The 20,345-nt window shown below is 40.5% G+C and carries 23 protein-coding genes; 18 read left to right on the top strand and 5 right to left on the bottom strand.

Features of this window, described 5'->3' with window-relative positions:
- The first annotated feature begins 33 nt into the window (after nt 1-33).
- The 3 genes from F972_RS05820 (at nt 34) to F972_RS05810 (ending at nt 1,512) form a co-directional block, all read left to right on the top strand.
- Nucleotides 34-267: an SEL1-like repeat protein gene (locus tag F972_RS05820; RefSeq protein ID WP_004680917.1), complete on the top strand. Its 234-nt coding sequence runs from the start codon at nt 34-36 to the stop codon at nt 265-267.
- Between the two features lie 298 nt (nt 268-565).
- Nucleotides 566-943, top strand: coding sequence for a DUF2750 domain-containing protein (locus tag F972_RS05815; protein ID WP_004677770.1), 378 nt, complete (start codon nt 566-568; stop codon nt 941-943).
- A gap of 137 nt (nt 944-1,080) precedes the next feature.
- Nucleotides 1,081-1,512, top strand: coding sequence for a CBS domain-containing protein (locus tag F972_RS05810; protein WP_004758215.1), 432 nt, complete (start codon nt 1,081-1,083; stop codon nt 1,510-1,512).
- A gap of 63 nt (nt 1,513-1,575) precedes the next feature.
- Here the strand turns inward: F972_RS05810 and F972_RS05805 are convergent, their stop codons facing one another.
- A complete protein-coding gene (locus F972_RS05805) occupies nt 1,576-2,790 on the bottom strand; it encodes an aspartate aminotransferase family protein (RefSeq protein WP_004680918.1) in 1,215 nt (404 codons plus the stop codon).
- A gap of 164 nt (nt 2,791-2,954) precedes the next feature.
- Here F972_RS05805 and grxD point away from each other — a divergent pair, with 164 nt between their 5' ends.
- Entirely contained in the window at nt 2,955-3,296 is a 342-nt protein-coding gene (grxD, locus tag F972_RS05800; protein WP_004639270.1) for a Grx4 family monothiol glutaredoxin, read from the top strand.
- A gap of 50 nt (nt 3,297-3,346) precedes the next feature.
- On the opposite strand, the gene F972_RS05795 is transcribed toward grxD, so the two are convergent.
- Complete coding sequence (locus F972_RS05795; protein ID WP_004680919.1) at nt 3,347-3,670, bottom strand: hypothetical protein; 324 nt, start codon at nt 3,668-3,670, stop codon at nt 3,347-3,349.
- Between the two features lie 79 nt (nt 3,671-3,749).
- Here F972_RS05795 and F972_RS05790 point away from each other — a divergent pair, with 79 nt between their 5' ends.
- Both F972_RS05790 and F972_RS05785 read left to right on the top strand, forming a co-directional pair.
- A complete protein-coding gene (locus F972_RS05790; RefSeq protein WP_004680920.1) occupies nt 3,750-4,175 on the top strand; it encodes a bifunctional (p)ppGpp synthetase/guanosine-3',5'-bis(diphosphate) 3'-pyrophosphohydrolase in 426 nt (141 codons plus the stop codon).
- 54 nt (nt 4,176-4,229) lie between these two features.
- Nucleotides 4,230-5,153, top strand: a complete 924-nt coding sequence (locus F972_RS05785) for a LysR family transcriptional regulator (RefSeq protein WP_004680921.1) — start codon at nt 4,230-4,232, stop codon at nt 5,151-5,153.
- 19 nt (nt 5,154-5,172) lie between these two features.
- On the opposite strand, the gene map is transcribed toward F972_RS05785, so the two are convergent.
- Entirely contained in the window at nt 5,173-5,970 is a 798-nt protein-coding gene (gene map / locus F972_RS05780; RefSeq protein ID WP_004680922.1) for a type I methionyl aminopeptidase, read from the bottom strand.
- Between the two features lie 352 nt (nt 5,971-6,322).
- Here map and brnQ point away from each other — a divergent pair, with 352 nt between their 5' ends.
- Together brnQ and F972_RS05770 are read left to right on the top strand one after the other, a co-directional pair.
- A complete protein-coding gene (brnQ, locus tag F972_RS05775; protein WP_004758218.1) occupies nt 6,323-7,624 on the top strand; it encodes a branched-chain amino acid transport system II carrier protein in 1,302 nt (433 codons plus the stop codon).
- Nucleotides 7,625-8,008: 384 nt separating this feature from the next.
- Nucleotides 8,009-8,269: a hypothetical protein gene (locus F972_RS05770; RefSeq protein ID WP_004769240.1), complete on the top strand. Its 261-nt coding sequence runs from the start codon at nt 8,009-8,011 to the stop codon at nt 8,267-8,269.
- Nucleotides 8,270-8,285: 16 nt separating this feature from the next.
- Here F972_RS05770 and F972_RS05765 read toward each other — a convergent pair whose 3' ends face one another.
- Entirely contained in the window at nt 8,286-8,741 is a 456-nt protein-coding gene (locus F972_RS05765; RefSeq protein ID WP_004769239.1) for a hypothetical protein, read from the bottom strand.
- 134 nt (nt 8,742-8,875) lie between these two features.
- Here F972_RS05765 and F972_RS05760 point away from each other — a divergent pair, with 134 nt between their 5' ends.
- The 7 genes from F972_RS05760 to F972_RS05730 all read left to right on the top strand — a co-directional run bounded on the left by F972_RS05760 (nt 8,876) and on the right by F972_RS05730 (nt 16,151).
- Nucleotides 8,876-9,739 carry an alpha/beta hydrolase family protein gene (locus F972_RS05760; RefSeq protein ID WP_004769238.1) on the top strand — a complete coding sequence of 288 codons (864 nt, stop codon included), beginning with the start codon at nt 8,876-8,878 and terminating at the stop codon, nt 9,737-9,739.
- Nucleotides 9,740-10,024: 285 nt separating this feature from the next.
- Nucleotides 10,025-10,336 carry an ArsR/SmtB family transcription factor gene (locus tag F972_RS05755; RefSeq protein ID WP_004680927.1) on the top strand — a complete coding sequence of 104 codons (312 nt, stop codon included), beginning with the start codon at nt 10,025-10,027 and terminating at the stop codon, nt 10,334-10,336.
- Nucleotides 10,337-10,426: 90 nt separating this feature from the next.
- Nucleotides 10,427-12,124 carry a SulP family inorganic anion transporter gene (locus F972_RS05750; RefSeq protein WP_212749499.1) on the top strand — a complete coding sequence of 566 codons (1,698 nt, stop codon included), beginning with the start codon at nt 10,427-10,429 and terminating at the stop codon, nt 12,122-12,124.
- A gap of 197 nt (nt 12,125-12,321) precedes the next feature.
- Nucleotides 12,322-13,515 (top strand): serine/threonine transporter SstT, encoded by a 1,194-nt coding sequence (gene sstT / locus F972_RS05745; protein WP_004769235.1) that lies wholly within the window; start codon nt 12,322-12,324, stop codon nt 13,513-13,515.
- 21 nt (nt 13,516-13,536) lie between these two features.
- Complete coding sequence (locus F972_RS05740; protein WP_004680936.1) at nt 13,537-14,217, top strand: YoaK family protein; 681 nt, start codon at nt 13,537-13,539, stop codon at nt 14,215-14,217.
- 3 nt (nt 14,218-14,220) lie between these two features.
- A complete protein-coding gene (locus F972_RS05735; RefSeq protein ID WP_004680937.1) occupies nt 14,221-14,760 on the top strand; it encodes a DUF2058 domain-containing protein in 540 nt (179 codons plus the stop codon).
- Between the two features lie 116 nt (nt 14,761-14,876).
- Nucleotides 14,877-16,151, top strand: a complete 1,275-nt coding sequence (locus tag F972_RS05730) for a mechanosensitive ion channel family protein (protein WP_004769233.1) — start codon at nt 14,877-14,879, stop codon at nt 16,149-16,151.
- A gap of 139 nt (nt 16,152-16,290) precedes the next feature.
- Here the strand turns inward: F972_RS05730 and F972_RS05725 are convergent, their stop codons facing one another.
- The gene (locus F972_RS05725) at nt 16,291-16,485 is read right to left on the bottom strand and encodes a hypothetical protein (protein ID WP_004769231.1); all 195 of its coding nucleotides are present in this window, start codon (nt 16,483-16,485) and stop codon (nt 16,291-16,293) included.
- Between the two features lie 340 nt (nt 16,486-16,825).
- Here F972_RS05725 and F972_RS05720 point away from each other — a divergent pair, with 340 nt between their 5' ends.
- From F972_RS05720 to F972_RS05710, 3 genes are all read left to right on the top strand, one after another.
- Entirely contained in the window at nt 16,826-18,673 is a 1,848-nt protein-coding gene (locus tag F972_RS05720) for an ABC transporter ATP-binding protein (protein WP_004769230.1), read from the top strand.
- The gene (locus F972_RS05715) at nt 18,673-19,113 is read left to right on the top strand and encodes a MaoC family dehydratase (RefSeq protein ID WP_004677821.1); all 441 of its coding nucleotides are present in this window, start codon (nt 18,673-18,675) and stop codon (nt 19,111-19,113) included. The genes F972_RS05720 and F972_RS05715 overlap by 1 nt, the downstream gene beginning before the upstream one ends.
- Nucleotides 19,114-19,242: 129 nt before the next feature.
- Nucleotides 19,243-20,268, top strand: a complete 1,026-nt coding sequence (locus F972_RS05710) for an AraC family transcriptional regulator (RefSeq protein WP_004677822.1) — start codon at nt 19,243-19,245, stop codon at nt 20,266-20,268.
- Nucleotides 20,269-20,345 lie beyond the last annotated feature (77 nt).

Genomic DNA, 20,345 nt, shown 5'->3' with positions numbered 1-20,345 from the left:
GCGGTAATCATAATTAAAATAAGGAGTTATTATATGATTCAACACTTTACACACCATGAACTAGAGCATGTATATGCTAATGCGGTAAATACAATTCAATCACAAAAAAACTTTCAGGATGCAGTGAAAGAGCTTGAAGAAGTAGCGAAAGCAGGTCACGGCAAAGCGGCATTATTTTTGGCAGAGTTGTATTATCAAGGCTTCCGAGTCGAACGTGACTCATTGAAAGCACAGTATTGGCAGAAGATGGCAACCCTACAAGCATAAAGAAACGTCCTTGCGCTACATCAAAGCTTTAATCGCTTTGATCTGCTCAGGTGGCGTTTTTTAATGCCTGCGCAAAATCCGTTCCTATCTTTTTATCCTATATCACCGTTCTTCACTCCACATTCCATTTATCTTACACAGGTCAAAGTGTTAATCGCATCAAAGTATCAATCACTTTATTTTGCATTTTCTTAATACATACAATATTTGCTTACGATTTAGATGAATTATTTAAACATAAATGACATCTAAATTTCTTATAATAAAACATAAGTTTAAATAAGATCAGTTTAATAATATGTATCGGTTTAACCACTTTCAACCAGTATCACGTGAGTTGATGATTAAGATTTCAATTCTAAAAACAATAATGTATTGCGGTGTTCTTTGGGGTTTATATCATCAAGGCTGGGCAATCAAATCTGATCACGACGGTCATGTCTTTCCTTTCTGGCTGAACGGTGTTCAGGCACATCGTTATGCCAAGGCGCATTGGAAAAATTACACACCACGAAAAATTACACCAAAAGATTTTCATGAATCTTTATTGCCAACCCTAACCCGCCTACAAGTTGAGCCTGCTTTATTTAACTCGTCACATCGCAAATTCAAGCTTTCAACACAGCAAATGCAGCATTTCTTTTTTATGCAGCATCAATCTGTAGCGACTGCCTAAAGTTTCCATTGTTACAGTGATGACTTTTTAAACATTCATGAGAAAAAGTTATCATTGTGGCTCAATTAGGACTTTGCAATTAAAACAAATACCGTTAAGTTAAATGAAAATGACAATACAACACAGGTGGATAAACAATGACAATCGTTGCTCAAGTCATCAAGAATAAAGCAGTACAATCAATTTTTACAATCTCACCAAATGCGACTGTACTTGAAGCAATTAAAATTATGGCAGACAAAGGTGTCGGGGCACTGGTGGTTGCAGAAGATGAAAAAGTGGTTGGAATTTTCTCTGAACGTGACTATACCCGTAAAATCGCCTTGATGGAACGTACATCAGAAAGCACTCTAGTCTCAGACATTATGACATCCAAGGTCATTTCAGTCGGCTTGAACCATACGGTAGAGGAATGTCTACAGCTCATGACTGATCGCCATTTACGTCATTTACCTGTACTGGATCAAGAAAAGCTGGTGGGTTTTATCTCAATTGGTGACTTGGTTAAAGCAGCAATGGAAGATCAACGCATCCTGATTGAACAGCTTCAACAATATATCTCTGGTTAATTCTATAAAAATAAAAAAACAGGGCAATTCACTGCCCTGTTTTTTTATTTTAAAAACCTAAAACTATGCTTTTAGAAAGTTCTGGATTGCAGGCACAAGACGTTGCAACAACTCATCTGCCTGAGCTTGAGTCATGTTGAGTGGCGGTAACAAACGAACCACGGAACCAGCCGTGACATTGATAATCAATTTATATTGATCACGGGCAATCGCAACCAGTTCAGCACAGTCTTTTGGTAGTTGAATACCAATCATCATACCAAAACCACGCACCTGTACATTGTAACCAGCCAATTGCGCTTTGAGTTGATCCACGATATAGGCACCGACAGTAGCAGCATTTGCAACCGCATTTTCTTTTTCAAGTGTATCCAGTACTGTATATACCACTCGCGAGCCCAACACTGTGCCACCATAGGTTGAACCGTGGCTGCCTGCACCCAGTAAACCGACCGCTTTACCCTGGGTCATCACCGCCCCAATTGGGAAACCATTGCCCAAACCTTTGGCTGTAGTCATCACATCAGGAACAATACTAGTATGTTGATAGGCAAAGTATTTACCTGTACGCCCATTTCCAGTCTGGATTTCATCCAGCATCATCAACCAGTTATGCTGGTTACATAAAGCACGGACTTCTTCCAGATAGCTAAAGCCTTGTGGTGCAGTATTGACTCCACCCTCACCCTGAATGGGTTCAATCAGGATTGCAACAATATCAGGATGATGGATTGCCGCTTCCTGAATCGCTTCCACATCCCCAAATGGCACACGGATAAAGCCCTGAACTAACGGCGCAAAGCCCTCCTGAACCTTTTTATTGCCTGTCGCAGACAAGGTTGCCAAGGTACGACCATGGAAAGACTGTTCAGCAACCAAAATTTTTGGATTGACAATCCCTTGTTGCGCACCAAATTTACGGGCAATTTTAATTGCGCCTTCATTTGACTCAGCACCGCTATTGGAGAAAAAGATCTCTTCCATTCCAGAAACTTCAGCCAATTTCTGGGCAGCGGCGGTTTGCCAAGGAATTTCAAATAAGTTACTGGTATGAATCAAGGTTGCGGCCTGTTCAGCAATCGCTTCCGCTATCACAGGATGAGCATGACCCAATCCACATACGGCAATCCCAGTCAAGGCATCTAAATATTCTGTCCCATCCGCCGTATATAGATACGCCCCTCGTCCTCGTACAAAGCTGATCGCCTGGCGACCATAAGTTGCCATAAGGTGTGTTGGTTGATCAGGCTGTACAGGAGCAAGAGTGATATTAGTCATAACAAACTCAATCTATCATTAGTTGTAGTGTAAAAAAGTTATATAAGCAAAAACTTGCGTAGATTGAAAGCATAAACTCACATTTATATAAGAAAAATCTTTAACAATAGCTCGTAAACTGTTTTTCAGTATATAATTTGGCAAGATTAGTTGAGGATCTATCTATGACGGAACAAGCGCGTGATACAGTAGCGTTAATTCGTGATCAAATTGCGAAACACCCTGTTTTACTTTACATGAAAGGCACTCCCCAATTCCCGCAATGTGGTTTTTCTGCGCGTGCAGTAGAAGCACTTAGCCAAATTGGTCGTCCATTTGCCTATGTAAATATCTTGGAAAATCAAGATATTCGTGCAACTTTACCTCAAATTGCCAACTGGCCTACTTTCCCACAGTTATGGATCAATGGCGAGCTCATTGGCGGTAGCGACATCATGCTTGAAATGTTCCAGAATGGTGAGTTAAAGCCATTGGTTGAACAGTATAGCCCTGCTCCTGAAGCATAAGCTAAAAAACGAAAGCCAATCAAATGATTGGCTTTTTTATTTGCCTAAACTTACTGTTCACTAAAACCAACATAGCGGAACATTCCCTCCACACCCAAATCTGCCTTATAGATTTTCATTTCAGGATAGTTTGCCTGCGTCACAGTCATAAAAACATTCATGTTTGGATCTTCATGAATTTCATCAACCGATTGTGGCAAAACCGCCTCAAAACGATCAGCAATAAACTCAAAACCTAAATCCATTGCCATGAATAATGTATGCTCACACGGCTGAATATATTGTTCTTGCTGCCAATCCAAAACGGCATGTTGGCAAAAAGGGCATAAAATGTTTTGAGTTGCATCGACAATGTTGATGAGTTGATATGACATAATATTACAGCGTAAAAAATTTGATTCAGTGTAAAAGAATATGATGTATGAATCTATCTTGAATAGAAGGATTTAGCTTATGGCAACACTTGAACAAGCCATTGCACTGGCAGCACAACAACACGCAGGTCAAGTTGACAAAGCCAATGCCCCTTATATATTACATCCGTTAAGAGTCATGCTAAATGTTCCAACGATTGAGCATAAAATTGTTGCTGTGCTACATGATGTCTTAGAAGATACTGAGACAAGCATCGAAGATTTACAGGCGTTGGGATTCCAACCACACATTATCGAGGCAATCGTTGCACTGACCAAACAAAAAGGTGAGTCACGAATACAAGCCGCTCAACGGACCGTACAAAACCCTTTGGCGCGTGTTGTGAAATTGGCAGATATCAATGACAATATGGACTTGTCTCGGATTTCATCGCCAACAAGCAAAGACTTTGAGCGACTAAACGAATATAAACAGGTTCGGGATATTTTGATCCAAAATGTTTAACCATCACGTTTATACTGATTTAACTTGCTCACAAAAGCTGGAGTTTATAGCGTAATGCTAACGGATTTAGATGATTTTTATTGCTTTGCGCTTGTTGTTGAGCATGGTGGTTTTAGTGCGGCTGAACGCGCAACTGATATTCCTAAATCCAAACTCAGTCGCAGAGTTTATAACCTAGAGGAACAACTCGGTGTACGTCTCATTCAGCGAAGTTCACGTCATTTTGCTGTAACAGACATTGGTATGGATGTCTATCGTCACGCACAAGTCATGATGAATGCAGCCCAAGCTGCACATGATGTCGTGAATCATTTAAGCAGTCAGCCACGTGGTGTTATCAAGGTCAGTGTACCTGTGGATATTGCCCAGAATCAAATGGCAAAAATATTGCCCGCTTTCCTAAAAAAATATCCAGAAGTCCGTGTGCAGATGATGGTGAGTAACCGCCGTGTGGATGTCATTAACGAGGGCATTGATTTGGCATTGCGTGTACGTACCAAACTGGACGATGACCCGAATCTGGTCTTAAGACAATTTGAAGCCATTGAACAACGACTTTTTGCCAGCCAGGCCTATTTAAATGAATTCGGGCATTTAACCACACCTGAACAACTGTCTGAACATCGTATTATCAGCATGGCTGAAGAACATCTTGACCAGCATTTTCTACTGTCAGGTCCAGATCATCAGCAACAGAAGAAGATCAAGGTCAACCCTGTGATTATGGGTTCGAACTTGTTGATGCTGGCAGAATTAGCCAGCCAGAATTGTGGAATTGCCCTATTGCCTGATAGCATTGCTCAGGATTTCATTAAATCTGGTCAATTGGTGAAAGTATTACCAGAATGGACTGCGCCACATGGAATCTTCCATGCAGTTTATCCATCACGTCGGGGCTTGCTGCCAGCGGTTCGTGTATTCATCGACTATCTGGTTGAACAACTTACCCTATGTTCCACGATAAAAAGACCCGATTAATATCGGGCCTTTGCTGCATTTATGAAATAGCAGAATAATGTCCTGTTCCTTCTGGCCAAGGGGTGAGCAGTTCAAAACCATCCTCTGTCACGGCAACCATATGTTCCCATTGGGCAGAAAGTGATTTATCCCGTGTTACAACTGTCCAGCCATCACTCAACTCTTTCACCTGCGCCTTACCTGCATTTACCATCGGCTCAATGGTAAAGACCATGCCTTTTTTCAATACCATGCCCTGACCTTTCTGGCCATAATGCAGGATATTGGGTTGTTCGTGGTAAACACGTCCAATACCATGCCCACAATATTCACGGACAATACTATAACCCTGAGCTTGAGCAACAGATTGAATTGCATAGCCAATATCGCCTAATGTTGCTCCAGGTCTGACCGTACGAATACCTGCCAACATTGCATCATAAGTCGTTTCAACTAATTTCTTAGCTTCAGGGCTTGGTTCACCTACAAAGTACATCCGACTGGTATCGCCAAAATAACCATCTTTAATCACAGCCACATCAATGTTGAGAATGTCACCCTCCTGCAAAATCTTTTTGACAGAGGGGATGGCATGGCATACTTCTTCATTGACAGAAATACAGGTTGTTTTGGTAAAACCGTGATAACCCACATTGGCAGGAATAACCTGCAAAGTGTTTACGATGTAATCATTACATATATCATCTAAATATTCAGTTGAAACACCTGGCTTTATATAGGCACCAATCATTTCTAGAACTTGTGCTGCCAAACGCCCTGAGATACGCAATTTTTCAATATCCTGTTCCGTTTTAATGGTCACAGTAGAAGCTCTCATTCGAGATATTCCTTATGTAAAAATCAAATTAATTTCGTAATGCAGAGCCATTTTTATACTGCATTCAATATTTCAGTAGTTTTACGCTTTAGCTCTCAAATCTTCAATCTTTTTACGACTGAAAGACACTTTTTATTTTACATTTAATTTCGATCAACATCATAGGAAAAAAGTATAACAAACGATATTTTTTACTTTTAAAATCTTTTCAAACAATTAAGTTTACCAAAGCTAATCCTATGATTTTAATCATTTCTTTTTAGACAAAAATAAACCGTTTTTCACATAAAATTGGTTTCAAATGACAGCATTTTTATTCTAAAATCCGCACTTTTATTTTATACCTCCCTTTATGAACCAACTTCGTACAGGAGATATTATTGCCTTGGGGTTTATGACCTTTGCACTGTTTATTGGTGCAGGCAATATTATTTTCCCCCCTATTGTTGCCCAGCAGGCTGGTGAACACGTATGGCTGGCTGCATTTGGTTTCTTAATCACCGCAGTTGGTCTACCTGTAATGACCATCATGGCCTTGTCACGTATGCAGGGCTCAATTGAGGTCATTAGTTCCCCTCTTGGTCGTTTTGCCAGCTTATTACTGACCATAGTCTGTTACCTATCGGTAGGTCCGTTATTTGCGACACCACGTACTGCCACCGTTTCTTATGAAATTGGTTTTGCACCATATTTTGGTACATCAAGCAGTAGCCTACTGATCTACAGTGTAATTTATTTTGCCTTTGTCGCAGCAGTTTCTCTTTATCCAAATAAACTCCTTGATACAGTCGGACACGTACTGGCACCATTAAAAATTGTTGCACTTGCAATACTGGGCATCGCAGCTTTTGCCATTCCGACAGGTTATATTTCTCCACCGATTAACCATTATGTCAACAGTCCAGTTTCCGAAGGCTTTGTCAGTGGTTACTTGACCATGGACACCTTAGGGGCGCTGGTATTTGGTATTGTGATTATTCAGGCCATTCAATCCCGTGGAGTAACTGATTCCAAGCTGATAACCAAATATGCAATTATCGCAAGCCTAATTGCAGGTGTAGGCTTAACCCTTGTTTATATCAGTCTGTTTAAACTTGGTTTAGGCAGCCATGAAGTCGCGGCAAATGCAGATAATGGTGCAGTCATTCTGCATGCCTATGTGCAGCATGCCTTTGGTGACCTAGGTTCATTGTTCCTGGCTGGCTTGATTTTTCTGGCATGTATGGTCACTGCGATTGGCTTAACCTGCGCATGTGCTGAATATTTTAATGAATTAACTGGTTTACCCTATAAATTACTGGTTTTTATCCTGATTGGGTTTTCACTGTTAATTTCCAACTTGGGTTTAACCAAACTAATTGCGTTTTCCGTTCCTTTATTAAGTGCAATTTATCCGCCAGCAATCGTGGTGATCATGCTCAGCTTTTTCTGGAAACACTGGAACAAGCCATCGCTGATTGTAGGTTCAGTGACCGCCATCGCTTTCCTTTTCGGTATTGTAGAGGCAATTAAAGCGGCTGGTTTTACAGAACAGTTACCACAATTTATTGATCACTTGCCATTAAGTGAACAAAACCTTGCCTGGTTACTTCCATCATGTGCCGTTCTTATGATTGCAATTGCAATTGACCGATTATCAGGTGGCAAGAATTAAAATGATTTGTCGTTAAAACGATGTTTTACCCAAACATAATTTTAGCTATACAAAGAATGCTCCTTTACCCAATGTGCATTCTCTGTTTACGACAAATCTTTATTTTTTAAAATGGATTAATTCTACAGAAAAATAGCAATATCATTCATTATGTTAGAACCCTAAATATTTCAAAATGTAAAAAAACAATCTATCATTTTACTGAAAAATACTATAGATTCACATTTAAAATACTTAAAAGTTATAAAAATCAATGTATTTAATGAATTAATCTAAAAAATATTGCAGTTACCTATTGAAATACTCAAAAATTAGCAGTACAACTGAAAGAATAATTCTGACCAAAACACTTAAGTTTTGTCATCGCCACAAGGAGGGATGGAGATGTTATCATTACATTTCAACAAGCAAGTCTTCATTAACACTCTGAAGACCACTGATTCGAGCATCTATGCAATCACAACGCTGGCCTTAATGGCAACGTTGTTATTCCAAGGCACTATTATGGGTAACTTAAAACCTGAATATTTCGCCTATGCAATGGTCGTCTCTATGGCTTTCTGTACGTGGGGGATTATTGATCGAAAGTGTCGACAGGTAAATATTGATCGACAAAAGAATTCTTTAGAGAAAATGGATGAGTAATCATCCATTTTTTATATCAGCTTAAAAATTTTGCAATTGTTCCACATAATAAAATCGCTGTAGCACCCAGTTCAACAATAATTAAACTTAACATCATTAACGTCATGCACCAGGCTGGAATGGCCCGCTGCCCTAATTGATGAGGCTGTTTAAACTGATTGGTGGTGTCTTTCAACAATCCATGAATGATATAGGTCAGAATGGACATCGCAAAGAAGAATAGGTTTGCAATCACACAAGCTAAAGTCCACATATCAGACAAAACTGTAAAATAGCTCAATGCAGCCAAGATTAAACTGGCGGCGGCATAAAGCAGACTGCTTCGATGAGCAATATCTACATAGTAATGTGCCCGTGCAAGCTCCGTTTTTCTAATTTGATAATATTTCCATACTCCTGTTAGCATCCCCACCCAAAGAAAAATTCCACTAAATATAATCGACAGTTCAGTCGCTTGAGTTAAAACAAACATCCGCTATCCTGTAAATAAGCTTCCTATTAGGGTTTTATATTACATAATAATTGACTTTTAAGTCATTTTTCAAACGAGTTTCTTTTTAGAACTTGTGTAAAGTAGAAATATGCAAATACAAGAGTAGCTCGCTCATGAATAGCCCTGAATCATTTTGGATCAGTTGTAAAGATGGTTATCAACTTGCAGCTCAATTTTATCCTGCACAAAATGATAAACAGCAATATCCCATTCTCATTTGTCCTGCGACAGGGATTACTAAAACCTTTTACCACCCTTTTGCAGAGTGGTTGAGTCAGCAAGGCTATGATGTCCTAAGTTTTGATTTTCGTGGTATTGGTCAATCTCTACATGGAGCACTTAAAGATTCAACAGCCAGTATCAATGATTGGGGACTACTTGATATTCCAGCGGCAGTTGATGCTTTGCTGAATCGAACCCAGGCAGAAAAAGTCATTATTATTGGGCATAGTGCTGGTGGTCAGCTTCTTGGCGTTAATCCCAATTATAGTAAAGTTGCCAAAGTTCTGGCAATTGCTGGCTCAACAGGCCACGTAAAAGGCTTAAAAGGCAAAACCAAGCTGCTCGCCCCTATCATGTTTAATGTTATTTTTCCTATTTCCAGCTTTTTCAAAGGCTATGGCGCAACCCAGTTTATCGGTATGGGGGAAAACTTGCCAAAAAATGTGGCAAGGCAATGGGCAGAATTCTGTAGCAAACCTGGCTATGTGATGAATGCGATTGGGAAAAGCATTTTTGATGACTATCATCAGGAAATTCAATGCCCTATTACTTCTTTTTGGGCCTCAGATGATGAAATTGCAACACAGGCAAATGTTGAGGATTTACTGCGTCTTTATCCCAATGCAAAAACCAGGCTCATCGAACTTGACCCTAGGAAACATGGCTATAAACAGATTGGACACATGCTGATGTTTAAAAAATCCCATCAGAAACTATGGCCAGTTTTGGAAAATGAGTTAAAAAACTTGAATTAACAACACTCTTTACCTCAACAATATATACACTTTTACGCATCTAAACTTGTAATCCTGTTTAGATGCGTCTTTTTCTCTTTCATCTCTGTACACGACAAATTTCACAGAACTCTTATCCTATACCTATTTTCTTAATAAAAAATAATGCAATCTGCAAAACAAGACAATATATCACTTTTACTTATATATATTTTCATTAAAAACCATTGCAATTATTCAGTTTTACTTCAATTTTTTGATTTACTCACCTTATACTAAGTTCGGTTGTAATGTCGTGAGAGTAATATGCAAAAGGATCTTGAGATCGAGGCAATGAGAGAGTCTGCCGACTCAATTGTAAATGTGCTGAAGTCTCTGGCAAATACGGATCGTTTAATCATCTTGTGCCACTTGGCCAAGCAGGAACTGAATGTTTCCCAGATTGAAGTGCTTACTCACATTTTCCAACCAACACTTTCCCAACAGTTAATGATGCTCAGAAAAAGTAAGGTTGTTACGACACGTCGTGAAGGCAAACAAATTTTTTACTCAATTAGTGACCCTAAACTACAGGTCGTTTTAAAGACCCTATACGAAAACTACTGTCCAAATATATAAACCTTTTGCTTAAATAAGCAATTGCTACTGAATCGCTTTAGCTTTTTTTATTAATAATATATATTTATATATAATATAAATTATTTATGCATAAAACGGTTCAACCTGAATATGTCCATCTTTCCTGCACTGAAATGGCTAAAGACTTATCACCCTAGGCACTTTAAGGCTGATGTAGTTGCTGCATTAATTGTACTTGCAATGTTGGTTCCCCAAGGAATGGCCTATGCCATGCTTGCAGGGCTTCCACCAGTGATGGGTATCTATGCCAGTATTCTACCCATGATCATCTATGCCTTTACAGGCAGTAGCACCACACTGTCGATTGGTCCTGTTGCCATCATCTCAATGATGGTTTTTTCAGCGCTTCAACCTCTTTTTGCCGTTGGCTCTACCGCCTATATTGAAGCTGCCTGTCTCCTGGCGATTATGGTCGGAATTATTTCACTGATTTTAGGCCTGTTCCGTTTTGGCTTCCTGATCCAGCTCATTAGCCATCCCGTTATCAAAAGCTTTATTATTGCATCTGCATTATTAATCGCTTTGGGACAATTTAAGTTTCTACTCGACATTCCATTACAGACCAACAATATTCCAGAGTTTATTGGAAGTTTGGTCAATAACTTCCATCACATCAGTTTTCTAAGTGTAGGCGTGAGTTTAGCGGCAATCACCATACTGGTTTTTCTGCCTAAATGGGTGCGATCAGATTTTTTAAATAAGACCATTCCGCTGTTATTGGTTTTAAGTTCAATTATTGTTGTGTATGCATTCAGTCTGGATCAACATGGGCTGAAAACTGTTGGGATCATTCCCACAGGTCTACCCAGTTTCCATTTTCCGACATGGAATTTTGATCTGGTTCAGAAACTGCTTCCCAGCGCATTTATTATTGCGATGATTAGTTTTGTTGAGTCACTGGCGATTGCGCAGGCCACCGCATTGCAAAAGCGTGATGACCTCAATAGTAATCAGGAGCTGATCGCTCTAGGCTTGGCCAATATTGCGGCAGGGATAAATATGGGATTTGCAGTTTCAGGAAGTTTGTCCCGTACGGTTGTCAATAGTGATGCAGGTGCAAAAACACCTATGTCTGGGGTCATGTCCTCATTATTGATGATTGCGGTCAGCCTTTATTTCACCAGTTTTTTTCAAAATCTGCCGCTAACAATTCTGGCTGCCACGATTTTTGTCTCCATCTGGAAACTGGTCTCATTCCTACCCTTTTTTGAAACCTGGAAATATTCCAAGGCCGATGGGCTGGCCATGTGGGCCACATTCCTTGGTGTCACCTGTATTGATATTTCGACAGGACTTGTGATTGGAATCATCCTTACATTTATTCTTTTATTATGGCGGATTAGCCGTCCACATATTGCCGTGATTGGTCTGGTTGAGGGTACACAGCATTTTAGGAATGTATCCCGCTATGATGTGCTTACCACAGAAACAATCGCATCTTTCCGTATTGATGAGAACCTTAACTTTCTCAATGCGCATGTGCTAAAGGGCTATATCATCACGGAACTCAGCCATAATCCACAGATACAGCATGTGGTGATTAACTGTTCCAGCATAAGCAATATTGACCTGAGTGCGGTGGAAATGCTGGAAGAGCTTAATGGGGAATTATTGCAACTGGGAATTCAACTGCATTTATCTGAAGTAAAGAGCCCAGTCATGGATCAGCTCAATTCATCTAGGTTAATCAATATGTTAAGTGGAAAAATCTTTTTATCCCACTATCAGGCCATACAAACACTTTCACCTGAAATCCTGCACCCATAAACCCATCTTTTTAGCTCTTTTTTCATACAAAAAGATGTGCCAGGTTTCTATAAAAGACTTTTAAAAACATTGTGTTAATTTTTACAATATTTTTAGAGTAAATAGGTTGCAAAAAAAATTTATTATTCACGGTTCTTGGGTATAGAATACCGCGCTTGTTTAACCTTAAACCGCGCACTGGTTTATAAGGCTTTTATATGTTGAATGTATTGTCTCGCTTAAGTTTAGTCAGCAAAATTATTATCGCTATTTTTCTAGGGGTTGGCGTGGCATTGCTGTTCCCTGGCTTTACACCCTACCTAAGTTTATTGGGTGAATTGTTTATTAAAGCATTAAAGTCAGTTGCACCGATTTTAGTGTTTGTTTTGGTTCTTGCCTCAATCGCAAATTTCCAAGTGGGACAAAACTCAAATTTGAAACCTGTATTGGTGTTATATGTGGTTGGAATGTTGCTTGCCGCATTCAGCGCCGTAATTGCCAGTATCGTGTTTCCAAGCCAGCTATTCCTGCATCTGGCAACCGAGACCACCCTACAGGCACCTGGAAGCCTTACCGATATTCTAAAAAATCTGCTGTTAAGCTTTATTGCCAATCCCGTTCAGGCGATTAGTGAAGCGAACTTTATTGGTATTCTGGCGTGGGCAGTGGGTTTGGGACTGGCCCTGCGACATGGTTCAGATTCAACCAAGCAAGTGTTGACAGATGTTGCTGATGCGGTCAATAAAATTATCCATACCGTCATTGGTTTTGCCCCTGTTGGTATTTTTGGCTTGGTGGCAGTGACCTTTGCCGATGCGGGCTTGGCAACCCTGTCCAGCTATGCGCATTTATTGATGGTTTTAATTGGAACAATGATTTTTGTGGCATTGGTGATTAATCCGATCTTGGTTGGCATCACAATGCGGGCAAATCCATATCCCTTAGTTTTTCAATGCTTAAAAGAAAGTGGGATTACCGCATTTTTCACCCGTAGCTCAGCCGCCAATATTCCTGTAAACCTCGATCTGGCGCATCGTTTAGGTGTGAATGAAGCGATGGCGAGTGTTTCAATTCCATTGGGTGCAACCATTAATATGGCAGGCGCGGCAGTTACCATTACGGTATTAACACTTGCCACGGTAAATACCCTAGGCATTCATATTGATCTTAGCATGATGCTGATTCTCTCTATTGTCGCAGCAGTTTCCGCCTGTGGCGCTTCAGGTGTTGCGGGTGGTTCTCTGTTACTTATTCCTGTTGCATGTAGCTTATTTGGTATATCATCAGAGATTGCAATGCAAGTCGTTGCAATTGGTATGATTATTAGTGTATTGCAGGATTCAACCGAAACCGCGTTAAATTCATCAACCGATGTTCTGTTTACTGCTGCTGTAGATTTCCGAAACCGCTAGAATTAGTAGTTTGAGCTTGCTATGCCTTTACAACGTTTACCCAACTGGATTCAATTTGGTGCTTTCCTATTGGCATTAAATGCAGGCATGGTAAACGTTCTGGGTTTATTCACGGTTCTACACCAATCCGTTTCACATATGACAGGCAATGTCAGCATGCTCGCAATGAGTCTGCTTGACTGGCGGCCTGAGCATTTTATCTATCTAAGCCTTGTCATCCTTTGTTTTGTCATTGGGTCTTTTTACAGCGGCCTGATTCTTGGCAATGGTCACGTGACCTTTGGTAGACATTATGGCGTGCCGCTTAGTCTGGTTGCCATTTTCCTGCTTCTTACCTGGTTACTGTTGCCATTTTTCCCCCGTTATGGACTGCTGTGGGCATGTGTGGCAATGGGTATGCAGAATGCGATGGTCAGCCATTATAAAGGCGCAATTATCCGTACCACGCATTTATCTGGTGTCTTAACCGATATTGGTCTGACACTCGGATATAAGGCCCGTGGCTTAAAAGTTGAAAATCGCCGTATTTCCTTACATGTATTGATCTTTATTGGTTTTTTAATGGGTGGACTGATTGCCAGTTTGCTTTATCCTTATTTAAAATTACAAACCTTTCTCATACCCACAGGTTTAAGCCTTGCCATGAGTATGACATATTGGATCGTTTATTTTCGTTCTTCTTCTCACCCAAATCTGGATTGAATTATGGTTAAAAATGCACTGCAAGCGCAATTATTAAAAGCAGGTTTAGTTGACAATAAAAAAGCAAAGAAACTGACCAAGCAAGCCCAGCATGAACAGCGCACTGGACAGAATGATGATGCGACATTAAAAGCGGAAATTGACCGTGTCAATCAGGAGAAACTGGCAAAAGACCAGGCACTCAATCTGGAAAAACAGCGTGTATTGGAAGAAAAAGCCCTTAAGGCATCTATTATCCAGATGATTAAACAACATAAGATTAATCAAACTGACGGTGATGCAGTCTACCAGTTTATTGATGACAGCAAGATCAAGAAAGTCTATATCTCACAACAGGTTTATAATGCGCTGGTTTCAGGCTCGCTTGTGATTGCAAAGGATCAAGAGAGTTATGCCTACCTCCCTAAGGCATTGGCGGAGAAAATTGAGCAGAAAATGCAGGGCTTTATCATTGTGAATAATAATGCACAGACCAATGATCAAACAACGGACGAGGAAGACCCATACGCAGCCTATGTGATTCCAGATGACCTGATGTGGTAATCTACTTTTAACAAATGTTAAAATTTCTTAAGAATCGTATATAAAATGTGACCAAATTATCATAGCAGCGTTTAACACCTTAAAATTCCACTTCAAGAATTTTAAGGTGTTTAGGTTTGGATTATTTAAATTTTATAGCTGATATTCGAAGTGAACTAAGCCACTTTCCGTGGCTAGAAACCTTGCTTGCCTTGATTGTTCTCGTCCTCTTTGCCGCATTAGCGAACTTTATTGCCAAGAGAGTGATTGTTCGGGGTATCGGCTATTTAGTCACCAAACTAAAAACATCGAACCAATCCATTTTTGCCGAGCACAGCATTATTCGCAGACTTGCCAATCTTGTTCCTGCCCTTGTAGTTATGAATGGGGTTACCACCATTCCTCATCTTTCACCCAAATTGATCATGTTTATTCAGATGGGTGCACAGGCATTCATTTTCCTCACCATTGCACTGACCATCAGTGAAGCACTGAATATTTTTAACCTGATTTATCAACGTAATCCAAAATCACGGAACAAGCCGATCAAGGGTTATCTACAGTTGATCAAGCTTATTTTGTTCGTTGTGTGTGGTCTGATGATTCTGGGTACTTTCCTTAAAAAGGATGTATTCACCTTGCTCGCTGGCTTTGGGGCCATGGCAGCAGTCCTGATGCTGGTGTTCCAGAACACCATTTTATCCTTGGTGGCGAGTGTACAGATCGCCTCTTATGACATGGTGCGGATTGGTGACTGGATTGAAATGCCCTCTTTAAATGCGGATGGTGATGTCATTGATATGTCATTACATACCGTGACCGTACAGAACTTTGATAAGACATTTACCACCATTCCAACCAATAAACTGGTGACGGATACCTTTAGAAACTGGCGTGGTATGAGTAATGCAGGTTGCCGTCGCATCAAGCGGTCACTTTTTCTTGATCAATGTAGCGTACATTTTATGAGTGACGAAGAGCAGCAAAAGTTAAAAGAGTTCTTGCTATTAGATCAGTATCTGGATGCCAAACAATCTGAAATTGAGGATTTCAACAAACACCTGAGCAATCAGTCGCGCTACAACCAAAGACGTTTAACCAATCTTGGCACATTCAGGACATATGTTGAGTTTTATCTGAAACAGCATCAGGGCATTGCCCAAAACCAGACATTATTGGTCCGTCAGTTGCAGCCGATCAGTGAGGGCTTGCCTTTGGAAATCTATGCATTTACAAATACAACGGCATGGGCATCTTATGAAGCAATTCAATCTGATATTTTTGATCACTTGATTGCGATTATTCCTGAGTTTGGATTGAGAATTTATCAGGCACCATCAGGTCATGACTTTCAAAACCTAAATACTGGGGCTGCAAATCCAACCTCTCTTACAGGTCTGAATGAGGGCTGAGATAACTTTTACACCATTTCCAAATGAATAAGCCTCCCATATGGGAGGCTTAATTTAAAGCTCAAAATATTAAATCTGCTTTCAATGATGAGATTACAGAACTAAGTATGAATACGGAAAATTAAGATTTATTCTCAATTCAATGAATACTAAGTTCCTCATCTTTTGCAACGACCACCGCGGTCAGAATCGGGATACCAAGAATAACAGGAACAACAATAATCCATAAGTCAGTGGTTAAGGCACTCGAAAAGAAAAAGTGAATAATAATTGCGGCTAAAGCCAATACTGAAAACAAAATAGCCATGAATCGAATTGCAAATTTAACAAGCATCTTTTAATCCTGTTTGGTTCTGGTGTTGTCTTTCAGTATACGCCTGTTTTAACCGATGTATTCAGTTTTTAATATCTATGATTAAAATATTTAGGCGGCCATTTTTCGACATTCAATTGCACATTGACGACACAACGCATTAATGCCCATTTTCTTCATTAAAGTACATGTATCACGTGGTCCTATATGATGTCCTTGACGGTTCAATAAATCACCTAAGCTTTAGGCTGGACAAATGTCTCATTTTTAGAGATACGCTTTTCTCATCTATCAAGATCAATTTTCTGCTATCCTAACCCAAGAAACTGAATCAGTACCTTAAAATTAGAGGAAAAGCGAAATGCTGCAGTGGTTTGAAAAACGAGTTGATCCCTATCCCACGAAAGACTTAAACAAACCATTGCCTACCACGTTTTTTGCTTTCGTCTGGCAAGCCACCAAAGGCATCCGCCCTTTCCTGTTTTTATTGATCGCCTGTACCGCGGCGGCGGCCTGCTTTGAAGCATTGTTCTTTTCCTATATTGGAAAACTGGTTGACTGGCTGACCAAAAGCCAGCCCAATACCTTTTTAGAAAGCAACCAGCAAAATATCACCATTCTGATTAGCATCCTGTTTGCCAATATCTTCTTTGTCAGTCTGCAATCTGTTATCAAGCACCAGGTTTTATTCAGTAATTTTCCAATGCGTCTGCGCTGGCGCTTTCACAACCTGTTACTTCAACAAAGTTTAGATTTTTTCCATACTGATTTCGCAGGGCGCCTTTCAGCCAAGGTGATGCAAACCGCTTTGGCCGTCCGTGAATTCTGGATGATCCTGGGTGATATGCTGGTTTATGTACTGATCTACTTTATTACGATTAGTCTGGTACTTGGTTCAATCTCCCCCGTACTCATTATTCCTTTGATTTTATGGCTGGCTCTATTTATCGCGATTGCCAGTTATTTCATTCCCCGTCTGGGCAAAGTCTCGCAGGAACAGGCTGATGCGCGCGCAGTGATGACAGGTCGTGTCACCGATGCCTATACCAATATTCAAACGGTAAAACTGTTTGCCCATGCAGGCCGTGAAAGCCAGTATGCCAAAGAATCCATGCAGGAATTTATGGTCACTGTTTACAAGCAAATGCGTTTGGGTGTGAAATACCAGATCAGTATTCGCCTATTAAGTGCCTTTCTGTTTATTGGCGTAATTGGCACTTCGGTCTGGCTGTGGACACAGGGTCAGGCTGCGATTGGTGTGATTGCGGCAACCACAGCAATGGTGCTTAAACTTGATAGTCTTGCAGAATTTATTATGTGGCATGTCACCATGCTGTTTGAAAATGTCGGTACCATTCAGGATGGCATGAAAACCTTAGGTAAACCGATTCAGATTCAAGATAAACCACATGCAAAACAGTTAACCGTTCAGCGCGGTGAAATTCGTTTTGAAGATGTCAGTTTTGCCTATAACCAAAAGAATGTCATTGATCATTTCAACCTGACCATCAAACCAGGTGAGAAAATTGGGATTGTTGGTCGCTCGGGTGCGGGAAAATCCACCCTGATTCAACTGCTTCTGCATTTCTATAATATCAAGCAAGGTCGTATCCTGATTGATGGCCAAGATATTCAGGAAGTCACACAGGATAGTTTACGTGCCAATATTGCCCTCGTGACTCAGGACACCTCTCTACTGCATCGTACGGTTGCTGAAAATATTAAGTATGGTCGCCCCAACGCGACTGAGACCGAAATTCAGCTTGCTGTTAAAAAAGCCAAGGCAGAAGAATTCATCCCCCAACTGACTGACCAAAAAGGTCGTGTTGGCTTTGATGCCTATGTTGGTGAGCGTGGGGTCAAACTGTCTGGTGGGCAACGTCAACGTATTGCAATTTCAAGGGTTTTCCTGAAAGATGCACCAATTTTAATCTTGGATGAAGCTACCAGTGCACTTGACTCAGAAGTCGAGGCAGCCATTCAAAGCAGTTTAAATGAGTTGATGGTTGGCAAAACGGTTATTGCAATTGCACACCGTTTATCTACTATTGCCCAAATGGATCGTCTCATTGTGCTTGATCAAGGCAGAATCGCAGAGCAAGGTACACATGAACAGCTCATTACTCATGATGGCTTGTATGCTCAGCTATGGAAACGTCAAACGGGTGGTTTCCTGGTAGATCAGCGAGTGACTCAGGACGCAGAATAATGTTGTATTTAGAAGACTTAAAGGTTGGAGATCATTTCATCAGCCGTGAATATGAAATGACACTTGATGAGGTGAAACAGTTTGCTGGTCAATATGACCCACAACCTTTTCACCTGGATGAAGAAGCTGCCGCACAGCATCCTATCTTTCAGGGTTTGGCGGCGAGTGGATGGCATACCTCAGCAGTCACCATGCGTTTATGGACTGAATGTTTTCCTGTCGCAGGTGGTTTGTTGGGCACAGAGTCCAGTTTACGCTGGCCCCGTCCAACACGTGTTGGCGATAAAATTCATGTTGAAATTGAAATTACGGCAATTGTGCCATCTAAAACCAAAATTGATCGTGGTATCGTCAGCTATGTCACTCAGGCTTTGAACCAACATGGGGATGTGCTATTAATATCCACAACCAAAATTATGGTCTTCAGAAAACCAACCTGATTTTTGAACGATTAGGTGACTCCTTTGTCCAACAATTTTTATGATTGATAATTTTATTTCATGTAAAGATGTTTAAGACTTATATGTTTAAAAGATATTGGCAAAATTGATGAGCGCCACGGAAAGCACATGAAAACAACCTCAACTCGTCAAGATCAAGGCATACCAGGCGTCTATGGCTTATTGCTATTAGATGTTGTTTCTCGTTGGGGATATAACGATGAAACCTTATTTGCTCCATTTCGTTTAACCAGTGAGCAACTGGCCGATCCAAATTACCGAATTCCAACACCGATTGCAAATGAATTGGTGAAGCATTCTTTGCGCCTAACGGGTGAAAGCACGCTTGGCTTTCATTTAGGTACACAAATGCGAATTTCAATTCATGGCTTCATTGGCTATGCCATTATGACCGCGCATGACATTACCGATGCAATTGCACTTGCAAGCCGTTTTATTCAGTTACGCTTGCCTTTTTTACAGCTCTATTTTTCTACGTTTGGACCTAAAGCCACCTTGCAGTTGCAGTGTGACATTGAAGTTGAACCTTTACGCACTGAAATTATTCTCGGCCTCACCATCGGCATTATGACCATGGCAAGAGCATTGACAGGGATAGAAGATTTAAAAAGTGATGTTGACCTGGATTTTCCTGAACCTGCGGGTTTTGACAAATATAGGGATAAATTAAGCAGTACCATTCGCTTTAACCAACCACATCTGATTTCCAGCTTTGATAAAAAATATCTTGGCTTAAAGATGGTCAATGCTGACCCAATTGCCAGCCAGATTGCCATTAACCAGTGTGAAACTGAACTGTCTGCTCTAGGCGAGCGTCGCCGTCTGGCCATGCGTGTCCGTGATATTTTAACCAATTCTGAACAGCATTATTTAAGTATTGAAAGTGTTGCTGAACGTCTGCATATGTCTGACCGCACCTTAAAGCGTCAGCTTGCAGCTGAGGGTACATCTTTTTCAACACTGGTGGATGAAGTGCGTTATCGTCATGCCACTTCTCTGCTGTCACGTACAGATTATAGTCTGGAACAAATTGCAGATGAATTGGGTTATTCTGATGTGGCAAACTTTAGCCGTGCCTTTAAGCGCTGGAGTGGTCGTAGCCCAAGCAACTGGCGTAAAGACCCTTATTTATAATATTGCAAAGTGCTTCATTTTAAATACTTTTGTTTTGACCAAAAAACCTGTATAAAACCAGACAAAAATGATGAGAC

The sequence above is a fragment of the Acinetobacter sp. CIP 102529 genome, assembly GCF_000368325.1.
GTDB lineage: Bacteria > Pseudomonadota > Gammaproteobacteria > Pseudomonadales > Moraxellaceae > Acinetobacter > Acinetobacter parvus.
This window is presented reverse-complemented; position numbering and strand designations above follow the sequence as displayed.